The sequence below is a fragment of the Corynebacterium sp. AOP40-9SA-29 genome, from assembly GCF_052377405.1.
GTDB lineage: Bacteria > Actinomycetota > Actinomycetes > Mycobacteriales > Mycobacteriaceae > Corynebacterium.
Genome location: NZ_JBQSWR010000003.1, coordinates 180628 through 197454, shown reverse-complemented (window position 1 = coordinate 197454; position 16827 = coordinate 180628). Strand labels below are relative to the sequence as shown.

Sequence of the window (16827 nt, the reverse complement as noted above, 5' to 3'; positions counted from 1 at the left end):
GGACCGTAACAACAGTCCGGCAGGATCCCCTGCCCTGTCCGCGAGGTGACTTCCATGCCCCTGCAACCCGACACCGTCATCGAGAACGCGCGAATCCTCACCGGTGACCCTGACCGTCCGCGCGCCAGCCGCGTCGGACTGTGGAACGGGGTGATCATCGGGGTGGACGAGGGTCTGGATGGGCTCGACCGCCCGGCCCGGACGATCGACGCCGGCGGGGCCACGGTACTGCCCGGCTTCAACGACGTCCACGCCCACAGCGTGTGGTTCGGGCAGACCCTGCTGGAGGTCGACCTCGCCGACTGCGGCACTCCGGAAGAGGTCTACGGCGCTCTGGGGCGACGGGCCGGGCAGGACGCCGAGGAGTGGATCATCGCCTCGAACTTCCGTCCCCTCGCGTTGCGAGGTGGCCCGCTGCAGATCGACCGGCTCGACGCGGTCGCCGAGGGACGTCCCGTCGTCATCAAGCACAACTCCGGCCACGCGCTCACGGTGAACTCCGAGGCGCTGCGTCGCGCCGGCGTCGCCGGGCAGCATCCCGAACAGCCTGAGGGCGGGGAGATCCAGGTCGACGCCGACGGCCGTCCCACCGGCCTGCTCGACGAGAACGCGATGCGCCCGGTGCAGGCACTGCTGCAACCGGAGTCGGAGGAACTGATCACCCGCGCCCTCGACCTGGCGACCTCGCGATACGTGTCGGAGGGACTGACCTCAGTCACCGACGCAGGCATCGCCGGCGGGTGGATCGGGCACAGCCCGCGGGAGTTCGGCGCCTACCAGACTGCTCGCGACCGGGGGCTGCTGAGCACGCGGATGCAGACCATGGTGACCATCGACGCGCTGCACGACGTCGCCGGGGCCGACACCGACGCGCAGATACGTTCTCTTTCCGCGGGTGTGCGTACGGGCGTCGGCGACGACCGTCTGCAGATCGGCCCGGCGAAGATCTTCACCGACGGCTCGCTGATCGGGTCGACGGCGGCGATGTCGCAGGACTACCACCACTGCACCCACCACCGCGGGTACTTCCAGGGTGATCCCGAGGCCATGCGCCGTCAGGCGTTGGAGGCTGCGGCCGGAGGCTGGTCCCTGGCGATGCACGCCATCGGGGACGCCGCGGTCGACTACGCCGTGGACGTCATCGCCGAGGCGCGGCGCCGGTTCGGTGCCCCGTCAATGCCGCACCGCATCGAGCACGGCGGGGTGGTCCGCGACGAGCAACTGGCGTCGATGGCGGCGCTGGACGCCGTGCTCGTCCCCCAGCCCCGGTTCATTGCCGAGTTCGGCGATTCGATGGTCGACAAGTTGGGCCCGGAGCGCAGCACTCTGTCGTACCCGGGAAGGCGTGTGCTGGACGCCGGGGTGGTGCTGCCCGGCAGCTCGGACCGTCCGGTCGCCGGCGGCGCTCCGCTGTCGGTCATCCAGTCGTTCGTGGAGCGGCTGACCGAGTCCGGGCGTGCGTACGGGCCCGACGACCGCATCACCGCCGCGCAGGCGCTGCACGCCTACACCGTCGGCTCGGCACGGACCACCGGCTGGTACGGGCGAAAGGGTCAGGTCAAAACCGGCCAGCTCGCCGACCTGGTGGTGCTCGGGCAGGACCCGACCGACCCCGCGGTCGACCCCTCACAGATCAGCACGATCCCGGTGCTGGCCACCGTGGTGGGTGGCGAGACCGTCTTCGGGGACGGGTACTGGGCGACCAACAACAAGGAGAACAACCGATGACGAACACCGACACCTCCAGCTTCCTCGAGGACTTCGCCGCGATGTCCAGGTTCGGTGCCACCTCCGGTGGTGGGATCGAACGGCAGGCCGCCACCCAGGATGACTGTGACGTGCGGTCCTGGTTCACCGAGCAGGTCACCCGGCGCGGCGGCCGGGTGCAGTTCGACGAGATCGGCAACCAGTTCGGCCTCTTCGAACGCACCCCGGGACAGCCGTTCGTGCTGGTGGGCTCCCACATGGACTCACAACCGCTGGCAGGACGTTTCGACGGGTCCTACGGTGTGCTCGCCGGCCTGCACGCCGTGTCCGCACTACGGTCGCAGAAGGAGGACCTCGGCAACCTGGCGGTCGTGAACTGGTTCAACGAGGAGGGCTCGCGGTTCTCCCCGTCGATGATGGGCAGCTCGGTCTTCACCGGTGCCCTGAGTCTCCAGGACGCGTTGGCGGCGACGGACCGTGACGGGGTGAGCGTGAAGGACGCGGTGGCAGCGTCCGACTGGCGGCCGGTGGCCGCGCCGCCCGCCGTGGCCGCGTACGCGGAGATCCATGTGGAGCAGGGTCGGGTGCTGGAGGACACCGGCACCACCATCGGTCTGGTCTCCGCGACGTGGGGCGCACGGAAGTTCAGTGTCACCGTCCACGGGGAGCAGGGCCACACGGGGTCGACACTGATGGCGGACCGGCGGGACGCCCTGTTCGGAGCATCGTTGATCATCGCCGCGGTGCGTCGCATGACGGACGAGGTCACGTCCGGCACACTCCAGGCGTCGGTGTCCCAGCTGACCCTGGAGCCGAACTCGCCGGTCACCATCGCCCGCGAGGTGACGATGAACGTGGACCTGCGCTCTCCCGACAGCGACGTCCTGCAGTGGGCGGAACAGCGGTTGGCGGCCGTGGTCGCCGCAGCGGAGCAGGAGGCCCACGTCGTGGTGGACCGCACCCTCACCCACCAGTGGGCGTTGAACCCCTACCCCGCAGACGGGGTCGATCTGGCCGCCGAGGTGGCGGAGGGGCTGGGGCAGACCTACCGCGAGGTCTACACGGTGGCCGGCCACGACTCGACGAATATGAAGGACAGGGTCCCCACGGTGATGCTCTTCGTCCCGAGCGTCGAGGGGGTCTCCCACAACGAGGCCGAGCTCACCAGCGACGCGGACATGCTCGCCGGCGTCGAGGTGCTCACGGAGGTCGTGCGCCGTCTGGCCAAGTCGGTAGACTCCGGAGGTCACTGACCACCACGAGAGGCGTTTGCGGTGACACGACAGCAACGGCGCAATCGGCGCAGCTGGCACAGCCCGCGCGCCCTCGCGACGGGCGCGCTCAGCCTGATCGGCACCGTCGCCGCGGCGTCCTGCCTGACCGCCTGTGACACCGACGGTGGCGTCTCCGCCGAGGCCCCGCCCGCCATCGGCGCGGGCGGCGGCACTGGGCTGGACGTGGTCGCCGAGGTGCCGCAGGACGAGGTGGCCGAGGGTTTCGTGGAGCGGATCGTCTACCCCGTGCGCGACGGTGAGCCCGACCCGGAGGAGAACTGGGCGGACCTGTATCTGCCCGACACAGACGACGCAGAGGCGACAGACGGCACGGACGTCGCCGAGGATTCCGTCCCGCTGGTCGTCTACCTGCAAGGCAGCGGCTGGAACGGTGGGGCGCACGGCTCGCGCCACATCGCCTCGGACCTGGCCGCGCGCGGGATGGCGGTGCTCAACGTGGAGTACCGCGGCGTCAGCGAGGGCGGCGGCTGGCCGCAGACCTTCACCGACGTGGCCGACGCCCTGGACCACGTCCCTGCCATCGACGAGAACTACCCGCAGCTCGACACGGACGACGCCACCGTCGTCGGGCACAGTGCCGGTGGCCAACTCGCCGCCTGGGCTGCCTCCCGGTCGCGCCTGGAACAGGACGAGGTCGGCGCGGACCCGGCGTTCTCCCCCACCCGGGTGGTGTCGTTGGCCGGGCCCTTGGACCTTGTGTGGGCGGCGGAGAACGGTGACGACAATATCGTCGAGGCCATGGAGGCCACGCCCGATGAACTGCCGAACGCCTATGATTCCATCGACCCGATCCGCAATATCAACCCGCAGGTGCAGGTCGTAGCCGTGCACGGCACCGACGATGACCTGGTCCCGCAGGAGAATTCGGAACACTACGTCGACGCGGTCACCGAGGCCGGCGGACGCGCCGAACTCGTCCTGTTCGACGGGGCGGACCATCTGTCGTTCCTGCAGTCCTCGTCGCGCTACTACCCGCGTCTGCTCGATATCATCGCCGAGACCGCGGGCGCGGGGGCACAGTAAGCTCAGGACCAACACCCTGACCCTCGAGGAGTGATTCCGCCGTGTCCCTACCCCTTCCCCGCAACTGCCGTGCCGGACGTGCCTCGTCCGTCTTCTCCATGCTCGCGGTCGCCGCGCTGGGCGGCGCCCTGACATCGTGCAGCACCGACTCCGGCGACGACGGTGCGTCCTCCACCGGCGCCGCGAGCACCACCGCGAGCACCACTGCGTCGGACGCTGCGGACGCGTCGGACGCAACGTCCACCGCTGCCGCCCCGACCGTGGCCACCGACGTGCCGTCCGACGAGGTCGCCGAGGGTTTCGTCGAACGATTCCTCTACCCCGTGCGCGACGGCGACCCCGACCCCACGCAGAACTGGGCGGACTTCTATCTGCCCGGCGGCACCGAAAGCGCACAGGACGGGACGCAGGAGGAAGACTCCGTCCCGCTCGTGGTGTTCATCCACGGTGGTGCGTGGCACGGCGGGGCACCGGGCTCACGCAATATCGCCGCCGACCTGGCCTCGCGCGGGATGGCGGTGCTCAACGTGGAGTACCGCGACGTCAGCGAGGGTGGCGGCTGGCCGCAGACCTTCACCGATGTGGCCGATGCCCTGGACTTCGTCCCCACCGTCGACGAGCAGTATCCGCAGATCACCCTCGACGACGAAACCGTGGTCGGCCACAGCGCCGGCGCACAGCTCGCCGCCTGGGCGGGCACGCGCGGTGACCTGGAAACCGGGCAGCTCGGCGCGGACCCGAAGTTCACCCCCAACCGTGTGGTGTCCCTGTCCGGGCCGCTGGACCTGGTGTGGGCCGCCGAGCACGGCGACGAGAACATCGTCGAAGCGATGAAGGGCACGCCCACGGAGATGCCGGATCGCTACGACAGCATCGACCCGATCCAGAACATCAACCGGCACATCCCCGTCGTCGCAGTGCACGGCACCGACGATGACCTGGTGTCCCCGCAGAACTCAGAGCACTACGTGACAGCGGTGAGCCAGGACGGCGGCAACGCGAAGCTGATCATGCTCAATGGCGAGGACCACACGTCCTTCCTGAAGAACACCTCAGCGCACTACGAGCGGGTGCTCGACATCATCCACCGGGTCACCACATCGCCGCGCGATGAGCTGAACTCCCGGTTGGACGGCTCCACGGAGCTTGCCGAGGCCCCGCAGTAGCGCTCCCCGCGCGGGTGCCGGCGCGTCCCCCGCGCCAGCGCCCCACACTCAGGACGTGTGGTGCACCGGGGCGAGCTTGTACACCGGAGTGTCCAGCCCCTCGTGGCGGGCGGCGAGCTGCAGCGCCAGGTAGCGCGAGTAGTGGCGTCCCTGGTGCAGGTTGCCGCCCATGAACCACAGGTTGTCCTGCTGGGTGGGCTTCCACATATTGCGCAGCTCGCCCTCCCACGGGCCGGGGTCCTTGGCCGTGTCGGATCCCAGGCCCCAGCACTTGCCGACCTTGTCGGCGACCTCCGGGCTGATCAGCATCTCCGCCCAGCCGTTCATCGAGCCGTAGCCGGTGGCCAGCACGACCACGTCGGCCTGCAGTTCGGTGCCGTCGGTGAGCACCACGCCGTCGGCGGTGTAGCGCTCGATGCCGACCCCGGAGTGCAGTTCGATCGACCCGTCGGCGACGAGTTCGGAGGCGCCAACATTGATGTAGTAGCCCGAGCCGCGGCGCAGGTACTTCAGGAACAGGCCGGACTCGTCCTCACCGAAGTCGAGCATGAAGCCGGCGTCCTCCAGGCCCTTGTAGAACTCGGCGTCCTCCTCACGCACGGCGTCGAAGGCCTGCTTCTGCCCGGCGGGCAGCAGTTTGTAGGGCATGGACGCGAAGAGCATGTCGGCGGTGTCGGTGTCGATGCCGGAGTCCACAGCCTCCTCAGAGAACAACGGCGAGGTCACGTGCTTGATGAAAGCATCGGAGTTCACGATGTGCGTGGAGGACCGCTGGATCATCACCGGGTGAGCACCGTTGTCGTGCAGGTCCTTGCAGATGTCGTGCGCGGAGTTGTTCGCGCCGAGCACCACCACCCGCCGGCCCTTGTCGGCCTCACCGCCGGGGTGCTCCGAGGAGTGGCGGATCTCCCCGCGGAACTCCTCCTCACCGGGGAAGGACGGCTTGTTCGCCACACCCGACATGCCGGTGGCCAGCACCAGCTGGGTGGGGTTGAGGACGACCTGCTCGCCGTCGCGCGAGACGACGACCTCCCAGGTGCCGGACGCCTCGTCGTAGGACGCGCGCTCACAGGTGGTCTTGGCCCAGTAGTCCAGGTCCATGATGCCGGTGTAGTGCTCCAGCCAGTCGCCCATCTTGTCCTTCGGCGTGAACACCGGCCAGGTCGAGGGGAACGGCAGGTAGGGCAGGTGGTCGTACCAGACCGGGTCGTGCAGGCACAGGGAGTGGTAGCGCCCGCGCCACTGGTCGCCGGGGCGCTCGGACTTCTCGACCACCAGCGTAGGCACACCCTGGTGCTTGAGGCGGGCGGCCAGGGCAATACCGCCCTGCCCACCGCCAATGATCAGGACGTAGGGCTGGTCCTCGTAGCCGAGGCGTTCCTGACGGCGGGCACGCTTGTCTGCCCAGTTGAGCTTGTGAGCGTCCGGGCCGTGCTCCACACCCTTGGGCCGGTTGGTTCCCTTGGGTTCGGGGCGGGCGAGGAGTTCGCGCGCGGAGGTCAGCAGCGTCCAGATCTTTCCCTCGCGCAGCCGCACGATCGCCCGGGCCTTGAACACCGGGGTGGTGAAGGTGACGGTGCCGCGGGTGACGCCGTCGCCCTCGTCGGTGGCGTCCTCGACGATCAGGTCGGTGGCTCCGACCCGGTCGTTGTTCTCCCGCACCATGTCGGCGATGGAGTCGGCACCCTCGGCGGTGTGCAGGTTCCAGGTGAAGACCACGAAGTCGCGCCAGAAGCCATCTGGTTCAAACAGTGCGGAGACTGCGTCGGCGGCGGCGTCGGGGTCGGTGGTGTTCAGGGCGTCTGCGAAGGTGGTGAGCCAGGTCTGGACCTGCTGGTCGAGATCTGCGGCGGTGGATGTGGCGGTCGCGGTCATGAACCGTCCTTTCGTTCGCGGAGAAGCTGGAGAGCCTGAAAGTGTCACGGTCCGAGATGTGTGCAGTAGATCACATTCGGACCGACCCCGACCACGGTAGGACCCGCACCCTGCCCTGACGACCACTCTAAAAACATCGCTGTACGAATATAATTTTGCCGACGGCGACAACCCCGGTCACACGGACCGGCCACCCCACCTCCACCACGATATCGGGGGTGTACTGACTTACCCCCGTGCGATTTCGGCGAGCCGACGCACCGCGTCCTCCACCGCCCAGCCCGCATCCGCGGTGTGGCCCTTCACCCCGGCATCCAGCTCGGCGACGATCTGCACCGCCGCCGCCACCGACGACGCCTTCCACGACCTCGCCGAACGCACCGTCTTCTCCAACTTCCACGGCGGCATGCCGAACTCGCCGGCCTGCTGCCGCGGATTCACCCGTGCCCCATGTACCCGGGCGATGTCGTCGATGCCGCCGGACAACGCCGAGGCCAGCAGCACCGGCGCTACCCCGAGCTGCAATGCCCGCCGCGCCGCGCCGAGCGCGCGGTCGGTGCGTCCGGCGATGACCAGGTCAGCCACGTCGAACCCCGACACCTCCGCCGAGCCCTGGTAGTAGCGGTGCACCGTCTCCTCGGTGACCTGACCATCGGAATCGGCGACGAGCTGACTGATCGCACTGGCGAGCTCCCGCAAGTCGGTACCCACCGAGTCCAGCAACGCGGCAGTGACGTCCGGGGTCACGCGCACCTTGAGATCACGGAACTCCTGCTCCACGAACCCCTGACGCTCCCGCCCCTTGAGCTCCGCGGCAGAGAACACCTCCACCGCACCCTTCGGCCCCTTCTTCGGCAGGCTCGTCGCCAAGGCCTTCTGACGCCCCTTACCCGTGTGCTGCAGAATCAGCACCACACCCGGCGCGGGGTCGGACACCGCCATCTCGATCATCGCCACGGACTCCTTCGCCGCGTCCTCCACACCGGTGACCACCACAATGCGGTCCTCGGCGAACAAGGACGGGCTGAGCAGCTCCGCGAGTTCGCCCGCGTTGAGCTCGGAGGTCTTGCGCATGTCCACGGGCAGGTCATCGATCCCGGCGTGCGCCCGGGTCGCCGCCACGATGCGGTGCCGGGCACGCTCGGCGAGGAAGCTGTCGGCACCGACGATGAGGTTCACCGGTGCGGGGGGACGGGGACTCGTTGCCATGCGGCCCATCCTATCGGCCGGCCCGGACACGGCCGTCAGCTCACGCCCCAATGACCCCCTGCGCGGCCCACTCCGGCAGCCGTTCCTGCAGCGTGGCCAGCGTCGCCGCGGAGTCGACCTCCCCGTGCTCATCGCGCCGCGTGGGGTCGAACAGGGGCACCCCGTACACCCCGTCGACGCGCTCGAAGGGGTCCTCGCCCTCTTCTCCCGGCGATGCCAGCCCGTGGATCCGCACCCCGAGCAGCGGCTTCCCGTCCTCCCACGCCTTCTCGATCTCGTAGCGCACCCAGTGCCGCCCCGCGGTCTCGGAACCAACGAGCACGATGACCACGTCCGACGCCGCCATCTTCTCGTCGATCCACTCCTTCACCGCCCGGTTCCCCCCGGCTTTCACTCGGTTCCACTCCTGCTTCTCCAGCAGAGGCTGCCCGGTCACGGTGTCGATCTCGTGCACCAGGCGCACCCGGTGGTCGTCATTATTGTGGTGGAACGAGTAGTACGCTGTCGTGGCCACGGCCATCCTCCTGGTTTCAGGAACAAACACGTCCTCACCGAACATACCCCACCTCATGGGCTCCCGTCCGCGTGCAGTCCGTCCTCCCCGAGCACCACCGTCCCGTCCTTGCAGGGAAAAGCCACCGGCACGCCGGCGGGCGTGCGGCTCGGCATCCCGCGGCTGCGCCCGCACGCCGTGGCCACGTACAGGTCAGGACGCTGCGGCGACGCTTCCGCGTTCAGGCGGTACTCGTGCAGCAGCACCGCGTCCTCGTCAGCGGCGACGACCACCAGCGCGTCCTGCCCACCGCCGCGCCGCATAATCTCGGGCGTCCCGGACACCATCCGCACCCCCACCGTCCACCGCACCTCCCCCAGGTCGTCCGCCCACACCCGTTCCAGCACATCCGCCCCCGTGGCCTGGGCATACGGGCCGGTCGAGAGGATACCGGCGCGCACACCGGCCACCGTGGCCAGCGCGGCGAGCAGCACCACCACCAGCGCCGCACGCCGCCACCGCGCCGACACCACTACAGTCACCACGGCCACCGCGACGAGAACGAGCACCACCGCAGCCACCATGCCGCCCGGGGTGTGCAGCACCGGGACCTGCGACAACCGCGCCGCCACGGCCAGGATCCACCAGGCCGGCAGCGCCGCGCCCCACAGCACCACTGTCGCCGCGCCGACGTGTACCCCGGCCAGCAGCGCGCCGAGCATGCCCACCACCGTCACCGGCGGCACCGCCACGCCGACCAGCACATTGGCCAGAATCGCCGTCGGAGAAACCACCCCGGTCATCTGCACGATCACCGGGGCGGTCACCACATCCGCCACCAGACTCACCGCCACCAGACCCACCAGCATCGCCTGCCACCGCGCCGGCGGATGATGACGCCCACGCCGGGCCGTCCTGCGCCGCGTCCAGCCCTGCAGCATCCGGCGCGCGACCAGCGGCGCCAACGCCACGATCCCCGCCGTCGCCGCGACCGACAGGATGAACGCGTACTCCACCGCCAGGCCCGGATCCACCGCCAGCAACACGATCACCGCCGCCGACAACGCCGCATACCCGTGCGCCCGACGCGCCGACAACGCCGCCACCAACCCCACCGCACCCATCACCGCGGCCCGCAGCACACTCGGCTCCGGACCCACCAACAGCACGAACGCCACCAAGCAGGACGCCGCGGCCGCGTAGCGCGTCCACAGCGGCCAGCCCATCGCCGTCGCCAACACCAGCACGCTGCCCGTGACCATGGCCAGATTGGCACCGCTCACGGCCGTGAGATGCGTGAGCCCGGTGGCCAGGAACTGCTCGCGCACCACCGGGTCCTGCATGCTCACATCGCCGACCACCATGCCCGGCACCAGGTCACCGGTCCCACCGGGCAGATCCTGCGCCGCCTGCGCCAACCCGGCGCGCAGATGCGCAGTCACCCCGGCCAGACCGTCCGGCGCGGCGACGACTTGCGGGACGCCGGACGCCGACAGCCGCAGCGGCACCATCGCGGCGTCCTGCGTCCCCGACGCCACCGCCTGCAGCGCCAGCGTCGTCCCCGGCTGCCACGACAACACCGCCGGCTCCACGTCACGGGCGTCGAGGAACACCGGCACCGTGCCCAGGTCCTCCACCCGCACATTCAGCAGGACGCTGCCTCCCGACAGCCGCTTCGGCGCCGTCGCCAGTTCCACGTCCTGCGCCAGGCGCGTCGATATGCCACGCAACTCATGGCGGTCCACCCGCGCCACCAGCCAGGACGCCCGGCCCGACGACGCCGCCGCCACCGCCGCGACCAACGCGCACGTGCGCACGATCACCCGTGGACGGTCCTCCGCCACCGACGACCCAGGACGAAACGGCCCCAGATACACCACAATCGCCCCCGCCACACCGGCGAGAACGAGTAGGGCTGCCGCAATCCACGGGGTGCGCACCACGATGGTCAGCGTCACCGCCAACCACACCGCCACCGCGAACGGCACCAACCGCAGATCCGGGCCCCGACGCGCACGCACCACGTCCGGACTGACCGGATCACGGTCCTTCGCCGACCACGGCGTGCCCGAACCCGGGTGCGGGGTGAGGTCAGGATTGACCGACCAGTCAGACCGTGACTCAGACGGTGACTCAGACCGTGACGCCGTCACGCAACGCCTCGAACTTCGCCGGGCCGATGCCCTTGACCTCCATCAACTGCTCCACCGCCGCGAAGGACCCATTGGCCTCTCGCCAGGCGATGATCGCTTCCGCCGTCGCCGGGCCCACCCCGGACAACGTGGTCAGCCCGGTCGCGTCTGCGGTGTTGATGTTCACCAGGCCCGTACTTTCTGTGCTGCCTGTCTGGTCCTGTTGATTCTGTTGCTGTGTCTGCTGCCGTTGTTGCGCGGGTTCGCCGCGCTCCCCCGGGTACAGCACCCGCGACCCCTCCGGGTCCACCACGATCTGCATGCCGTCGACCACGGGTTCGGCGAGGTTGATCCCCTCCACACGACCGTCCCCCCGGACCCCTCCCGAGCGGTCGATCACCTCACCTGCCCTGGTCCCGGCGTCGACGGTGACCAGACCCGGCCGGTGCACCAACCCCTGCACCGACACCACCACAGGCCCCACACCTGCAGCATCGTCCTTACCACCGTCCTGACCAGCGTCCGCGTCAGCTCCCCCGGTGTCCCCCGCCAGCTCTACCCCGGCGACCCCCGACACCCCTGACGCTCCCGACGCTCCGGCCTCTCCTGCCTCACTGTCCTCCCCTGGCGACAGCCCTGCCACAACATCCCCCCGGGCGTTGTCACCGGCTCCGTCACCGTCCCTATCGTTGACGAGCATCACCCCTCCCACCACGACCACCAAGGCCGCGACCGTTGCCATTATGATCCGGGCGGACCGGGGACCGATCACGGTCCGACGCTCAAACCGAACATCCGCCAGCTCATGGCCCGGCACCGGCTGGGTCAGGGCTTCCACCCTGTCAGCCACCGCCTGCCGTGTGCCGCCTCGCCGGCGTGATGCCGGTGTCCTATGCTCTGCGTCTCCGCCCATGGGTCACCATGTAAGTGCATGCCCGGACACCACTTTCCCCCATGCCGCCCATCGGCCCATGACACTGTGGACAACCTGGGGGCTGTGGATAGAACTCAGTCCTGCTCCTCGGACGGTGATCCGCAGGTGCCTCCCTGCCTGCCACCTACCCATGCAGCGTGATCACCCTCCCAGGCAGCGAATCGGGCCGATTGCCTACCTGGAAGGGTGAGGATCTTACCGGCGCGTGTCGATGTGAGGAGAGCGACCCCCAGTGCCCCTCCGGGCTTGCTGTCGCACGGAAGGGTCCATCACTGACTCCGCGATCTCTCGTAATCCACCGAGGCCGGCAGCCTCCGCACACCCTCGTGTAGCGCGATCACCCTCCCAGGCAGCGAATCGGGCCGATTGCCTACCTGGAAGGGTGAGGATCTCACCGGTGCGTGGCTGGAGCGATGTGGCTGGAGCCTCGGGCTAGTCCTGGACGAGGGAGACCGCGAGGGCGCCCGGTCCGGTGTGCACGGCCATCGCGTGGGAGATGTCCACCACGGAGATCACCACACAGTCCGGCAGCTTCTCGCGCAAATTCGCGCGCAACTGCTCGGCGGCTTCCTCCGCCTCACGGTGGTGCACGGCAAGGTGCATCGGCACGCGGGGCAAATCGACGAGTACGACCTGCTCTTCGCTACGACGTCGGGACCGCGAACGCTCGGACTCGGCCTTGTCCGACTTGTCAGTCTTCTCAGCCTTGTCGGTCTTATCTGACTTCTCCGTCTTATCGGCCCTGTCGCGACCGCCGAAGTTGAAGATGCGGGGACGATCCGACGGAGCAGCGGAATCGGGTACCTCAGATGACTCTGCGACACCCGCAGGCTCTGCGGCCTCCGCAACCTCTGTGGCCTCGTCGCTGTCGGCAGTTTCAGCGTCTTCGGCGGGTTCTACAGATTCGTCGTCAGACACTGCAAGGTCCTCACCTGCGCCAGAGGAATCCTCAACGTCGTCGGCACCGTCGGTGTCCACCGGGGAGGTCACCTCGTCTGACTCGGACGCGGCTACGGTCGCGGCAGAATCCTGGGCCTTCGATTCGACGTCGTCCGACTCCGAAGCCGCCACCAGTTCATCCGGCTCGTCCAGTTCCTCCGCGGGAAGCAACGCCTCGGCCACGTCACGGTAGGCGTTGGCGGCGAGGGTCACCATGCGCTCCATCGCCTTCGAGCGGGTGCGGGTTTTCGCCGCGAGCTCCAGGCGTCCACCCGCCAGGTGCATGATGGGCTTGATCGCCAAGGCCGTGGACAACAGGCGCTGACCTGCGGTGAGACGTCCACCGCGGGCCAAGGTGTCCAGCCGGTTCACGAACAGCCACAACTGACCGGTGTCGATGGCGTGCTGTGCCACCCCACGGCACTCCTCCAGCGAGCCACCGTCGTCAGCACAGCGGGCCGCTGCAATCGCCGCCTGCCCGATGACCATGCCACCGGACATGGTGTCGATGACCTCCACGCGCCCGTCGAGCACGGCGGCGGCCTGCGACGCAGACGACCAGGTGCCGGACAGTTCCTTGGAGATGTGCAGGGCGACGACCCCGTCGTCCCCGCCGCGTTCCAGCAGCCGGGCGTAACAGGCCGTGAGCTCCAGTGCCCCGAGCCCGGCCGTCGTCTCGTCCTCCCCCTCGCCCTCGGCGTGGAAGTCCAGGACGGTGATGCCGTACTCCGTGGCCAGCGCCGGGGGCAGGCACGCCGACGAGTCAGTGACCACCAGTACGCTCATCGCCCGGTCACCTCACCTTCGTCCGCGTTCACCACGGCCACCGGCTTCGGCGCCGCCACGCCCACGTTCCACCCCTCCAGGAACCAGCGGGGCTCGCGCCACAGATCAGCGTCGGACGAGCCGTCGGACGCAGCGTTCGTGACATCCGCAGTAGGACGCGCGACCAGCTGCGACCAGCGTGCGTTCCCCAGGCCACCGAACATCGGGTAGTGCTCGGTGGGGATGCCGAGCAGGCGGGAGGTCAGCGCGGCGATGGTGCCGCCATGCGCGACGAGCATCACCGTCCCAGCGTCCCACGCGTTGCCGGCCATGAGTTCGTCGACGAGTTCGGAGGCACGGTCGGAGACCTCCAGGCGGGTCTCGCCGTTCGGCGGTGCCCACGTAGGGTTCAGCCGCCAGTGCGAACGCTGGCCGGGGAAGACCGCGTCCACGTCCTCGTGCGCCTTGCCCGACCAGTCACCGAGGTCGGTCTCGCGCAGCCGCGCGTCGGTGGTGTATCCCATGCCGAGCGCATCGGCGAGCAGGGCGGCGGTGTCGCGGGCACGCTGCAGATCCGAGCTGACCACCGTGCCGATCGGCCAGGTGCCCAACTCCGTTGCGGCGGCCTCGGCCTCGGCGCGTCCTGCGGTGGTCAGCGGTGTGTCGAGCTGACCCTGCATGCGTCCGGCCAGGTTGAACTCGGTCTGCCCGTGGCGGATCAGAATCAGCCGGCGTTCGGGCAGACGTGTCCCCTGGACCTGGGAAGATACACCCGAGGACACGGGCACCGGGTCCTAGAGCTCGTCCTCGTCGGGTGCCGGGCCTGCCAGCGGCAGGTCGGCGACGCTCTGCGCGGAGAGGGGATCATCGGCCTCGATCTCCTCGGCGCTGACATCGCTGGCCCAGAAGCCACGGTCGGCCTGCTCCACACCCTCGACCTCGACGGTCGGGCAGTCGCGGTACAGGCGGTCGAGGGCGTAGTACTCGCGCTCGTCGCGACGCTGGACGTGCACCACGATGGTGCTGTAGTCCAGCAGGACCCACCGGTTGTCGCGGTGGCCCTCGCGCAGGCGGGCCTTCACGCCGACCTCGGCGAGCTTCTCCTCCACCTCGTCGACGATGGAGTTGACCATGCGCTCATTGTCGCCGGTGGCCAGCACGAAGCAGTCCGCCAGCGGCATTCGGGAGGTCACGTCAAGTACGACGATGTCCTCGGCGAGGCGCTCGGCGGCGGCGCGGGCGGCAATGCCCGCATGGTTGATGGCGTCGGAGCTAGCGGTCACGTGGTGCCGGATCCTTCATGGGAGTAGAGGTCAGATGTTTTCCGCCAGTGATTCTACAAGCCGGACGTCGGATCGCAGCATCAGGCATCCCGGAGCACCCGGGCGGCGTGGCGCAGGGGCTCAGAACCAGCCGTCGGGGAAGCGGTCGCCGTCCTCGTCGGGGTTCCAGTCCACGTCCGGCTCGACGTCTGCGTCGGGCTCCGTACCGCCGGACGCACCGGACGCCGCCGGGTCCCCCAGTTCTTCCAGTTCTTCCGGATCCGACACCGCCCACGGCAGCCCGCCGTGGCTGTCCTTGTTCCTGCGCCGGTACAGCGCGGTCTTGCCGATGTACTGCACCACCCCGTCGGGCACGAGGTACCAGACCGAGCGTCCGTCCTGCGCGCGCTCACGAATATCAGTCGAGGAGATGGCCATCGCCGGGATGTTCACCAGGCTCAGCCGGTCGGAGTCGACCTGGCTGCGCAGCGCCTCCCCGGCGTCCGCCAGGTCGTAGCCGGGACGTGTCACGCCCACGCAGTGCGCGAGATTGAACACGTCCTCCCAGTGCCGCCAGGTCACGATGCGTTCCAGCGCGTCCGCCCCGGTGATGAAGTACAGCTCGGCGTCCGGATAGCGGCGCTGGATGTCCTTGAGCGTGTCCACGGTGTACGTCGCCCCGGGCCGGTCGATGTCCACGCGCGACACCAGGAACTGCGGGTTCGCCGCCGTGGCGATGACGGTCATCAGGTACCGGTCCTCCGCGGCGGTGACGACCTTGTCGCGCTTCTGCCACGGGTGTCCGGTAGGCACGTAGATCACCACGTCCAACCCGAACCGGTCGGCGACCTCGCTGCCGGCGACGAGGTGCCCGTTGTGGATCGGGTCGAACGTGCCACCCATCACCCCGATACGCTCCGGCGGCTTGTCCGGGAAACGGTCGGGACGGTGCTCCGGAGGCTGTTCCGGACGGTGTTCCGGACGCTGTTCCGGTAGGCGGTTCTGGCTCACGTCCGCCCATGCTACGGGTAACCCAGGTACGAAAGAAAGCACAACGAACGTATCTCGCCGCGATATCCTTTCCCCATGGCGACGAGACTGAACCCGTGGATCCCCAACCAGCACGGCGCATGGCCGATGGTGGTGATCCCACCGGTCATCGCATTGTTCTGGTGCCTGAAGATCTGGGACACCCTCACCCCTGCCAACCGCGGCGACGGGTTGCACGGCACCGCCGGTATGACCCTGACTTTCCTGGCGGTGACGGTGGCCTGGACCGTCGGCTACCTGGCGTTCTTCGCCATCGGCCTGTTCCTGCGCTCCCGCAACCCCACGATGCGCCGCCGCGCGCGCACGCCCGCGCTTGTCTACGGGACGCTCGCCGCGCTCGCCGGCCTCGCCGCGCTGCTGCTGCAGCCGCACCTGCTGTGGTGGGTGTTCGTCTTCGGCCCGCTCGTCGCGATCGCGGTGTACGAGACATGGCGGGGGACGCCGCGGTCGTTGGCGTCCGGCGTGGCGACCACGGCCGCCTCGGCGTTCATCGTGCCCGTCGGCGCGACGGTCGCGCTCGGGGCGTCCTCCCCCGTCGGTGCCGGGGTGACGTGGACGTCCAACCTGTTCACGCCGGACGTCGTCGACGCGCTGCCGACGGCGGTGTGGGTGAGTTTCCTGTGGCTGCTGCTGTACACCGTGGGCACCGTGCCCTACGTGAAGACCATGATCCGCAAGAAGGGCGACCGCGCCTGGCTGCTCGGATCACAGATCTTTCACCTCGCCGCGCTGCTTATCGTGGTGGCGACGCTGTTCGTCAACCACGTGCACTGGGCTGCATGGTTACTCGCCGTGATCGTCTTCGCAGTCGCCCTGTGGCGCTCACGGGCGGTGCCGGCGTCCGCCGCGGCGGGGACGCCCTGGCCACCGAAGAAGGTCGGCATGCGCGAGATGCCGCTGCATCTCGGTGTCACCGTGGCATGCATCATGGCCGCGCTGCTGTACTCCGGCCCGCTGGTCCTCTTCATCCACTGAGT

The 16827-nt window shown here is 69.1% G+C and carries 14 protein-coding genes; 5 read left to right on the top strand and 9 right to left on the bottom strand.

Annotated elements, in window-relative coordinates; genetic code table 11:
- Positions 1–54: 54 nt before the first annotated feature.
- Genes ACT3SZ_RS07545 through ACT3SZ_RS07530 form a run of 4 tightly spaced genes read left to right on the top strand, consistent with a single transcriptional unit; the run spans position 55 to position 5191 of the window.
- The gene (locus ACT3SZ_RS07545; protein WP_444617925.1) at positions 55–1728 is read left to right on the top strand and encodes an amidohydrolase; all 1674 of its coding nucleotides are present in this window, start codon (positions 55–57) and stop codon (positions 1726–1728) included.
- Complete coding sequence (locus ACT3SZ_RS07540) at positions 1725–2960, top strand: Zn-dependent hydrolase (protein ID WP_444617924.1); 1236 nt, start codon at positions 1725–1727, stop codon at positions 2958–2960. The genes ACT3SZ_RS07545 and ACT3SZ_RS07540 overlap by 4 nt, the downstream gene beginning before the upstream one ends.
- A gap of 21 nt (positions 2961–2981) precedes the next feature.
- Positions 2982–4025, top strand: coding sequence for an alpha/beta hydrolase family protein (locus tag ACT3SZ_RS07535; protein ID WP_444617923.1), 1044 nt, complete (start codon positions 2982–2984; stop codon positions 4023–4025).
- Positions 4026–4066: 41 nt separating this feature from the next.
- Positions 4067–5191, top strand: a complete 1125-nt coding sequence (locus ACT3SZ_RS07530; protein ID WP_444617922.1) for an alpha/beta hydrolase family protein — start codon at positions 4067–4069, stop codon at positions 5189–5191.
- 48 nt (positions 5192–5239) lie between these two features.
- Here ACT3SZ_RS07530 and ACT3SZ_RS07525 read toward each other — a convergent pair whose 3' ends face one another.
- From ACT3SZ_RS07525 to nadD, 9 genes are all read right to left on the bottom strand, one after another.
- On the bottom strand, positions 5240–7066 hold the full coding sequence (locus ACT3SZ_RS07525; protein WP_444617921.1) for an FAD-dependent oxidoreductase: 1827 nt from the start codon (positions 7064–7066) through the stop codon (positions 5240–5242).
- 228 nt (positions 7067–7294) lie between these two features.
- Positions 7295–8275 carry a DNA polymerase III subunit delta gene (gene holA, locus ACT3SZ_RS07520; protein WP_444617920.1) on the bottom strand — a complete coding sequence of 327 codons (981 nt, stop codon included), beginning with the start codon at positions 8273–8275 and terminating at the stop codon, positions 7295–7297.
- Between the two features lie 40 nt (positions 8276–8315).
- A complete protein-coding gene (locus tag ACT3SZ_RS07515; RefSeq protein WP_444617919.1) occupies positions 8316–8789 on the bottom strand; it encodes a TIR domain-containing protein in 474 nt (157 codons plus the stop codon).
- Positions 8790–8842: 53 nt separating this feature from the next.
- Positions 8843–10921, bottom strand: a complete 2079-nt coding sequence (locus ACT3SZ_RS07510; RefSeq protein WP_444617918.1) for a ComEC/Rec2 family competence protein — start codon at positions 10919–10921, stop codon at positions 8843–8845.
- A complete protein-coding gene (locus ACT3SZ_RS07505; RefSeq protein WP_444617917.1) occupies positions 10902–11642 on the bottom strand; it encodes a ComEA family DNA-binding protein in 741 nt (246 codons plus the stop codon). The genes ACT3SZ_RS07510 and ACT3SZ_RS07505 overlap by 20 nt, the downstream gene beginning before the upstream one ends.
- A gap of 624 nt (positions 11643–12266) precedes the next feature.
- Complete coding sequence (locus ACT3SZ_RS07500) at positions 12267–13559, bottom strand: DegV family protein (protein ID WP_444617916.1); 1293 nt, start codon at positions 13557–13559, stop codon at positions 12267–12269.
- Positions 13556–14320 (bottom strand): histidine phosphatase family protein, encoded by a 765-nt coding sequence (locus tag ACT3SZ_RS07495; RefSeq protein ID WP_444617914.1) that lies wholly within the window; start codon positions 14318–14320, stop codon positions 13556–13558. The genes ACT3SZ_RS07500 and ACT3SZ_RS07495 overlap by 4 nt, the downstream gene beginning before the upstream one ends.
- Positions 14321–14332: 12 nt before the next feature.
- On the bottom strand, positions 14333–14821 hold the full coding sequence (rsfS, locus tag ACT3SZ_RS07490) for a ribosome silencing factor (RefSeq protein WP_444617912.1): 489 nt from the start codon (positions 14819–14821) through the stop codon (positions 14333–14335).
- 120 nt (positions 14822–14941) lie between these two features.
- Positions 14942–15703: a nicotinate-nucleotide adenylyltransferase gene (gene nadD / locus ACT3SZ_RS07485; protein ID WP_444618066.1), complete on the bottom strand. Its 762-nt coding sequence runs from the start codon at positions 15701–15703 to the stop codon at positions 14942–14944.
- Between the two features lie 183 nt (positions 15704–15886).
- Between nadD and ACT3SZ_RS07480 the strand changes: the two genes are divergently transcribed.
- Positions 15887–16825, top strand: a complete 939-nt coding sequence (locus tag ACT3SZ_RS07480; protein ID WP_444617910.1) for a YwiC-like family protein — start codon at positions 15887–15889, stop codon at positions 16823–16825.
- Positions 16826–16827 lie beyond the last annotated feature (2 nt).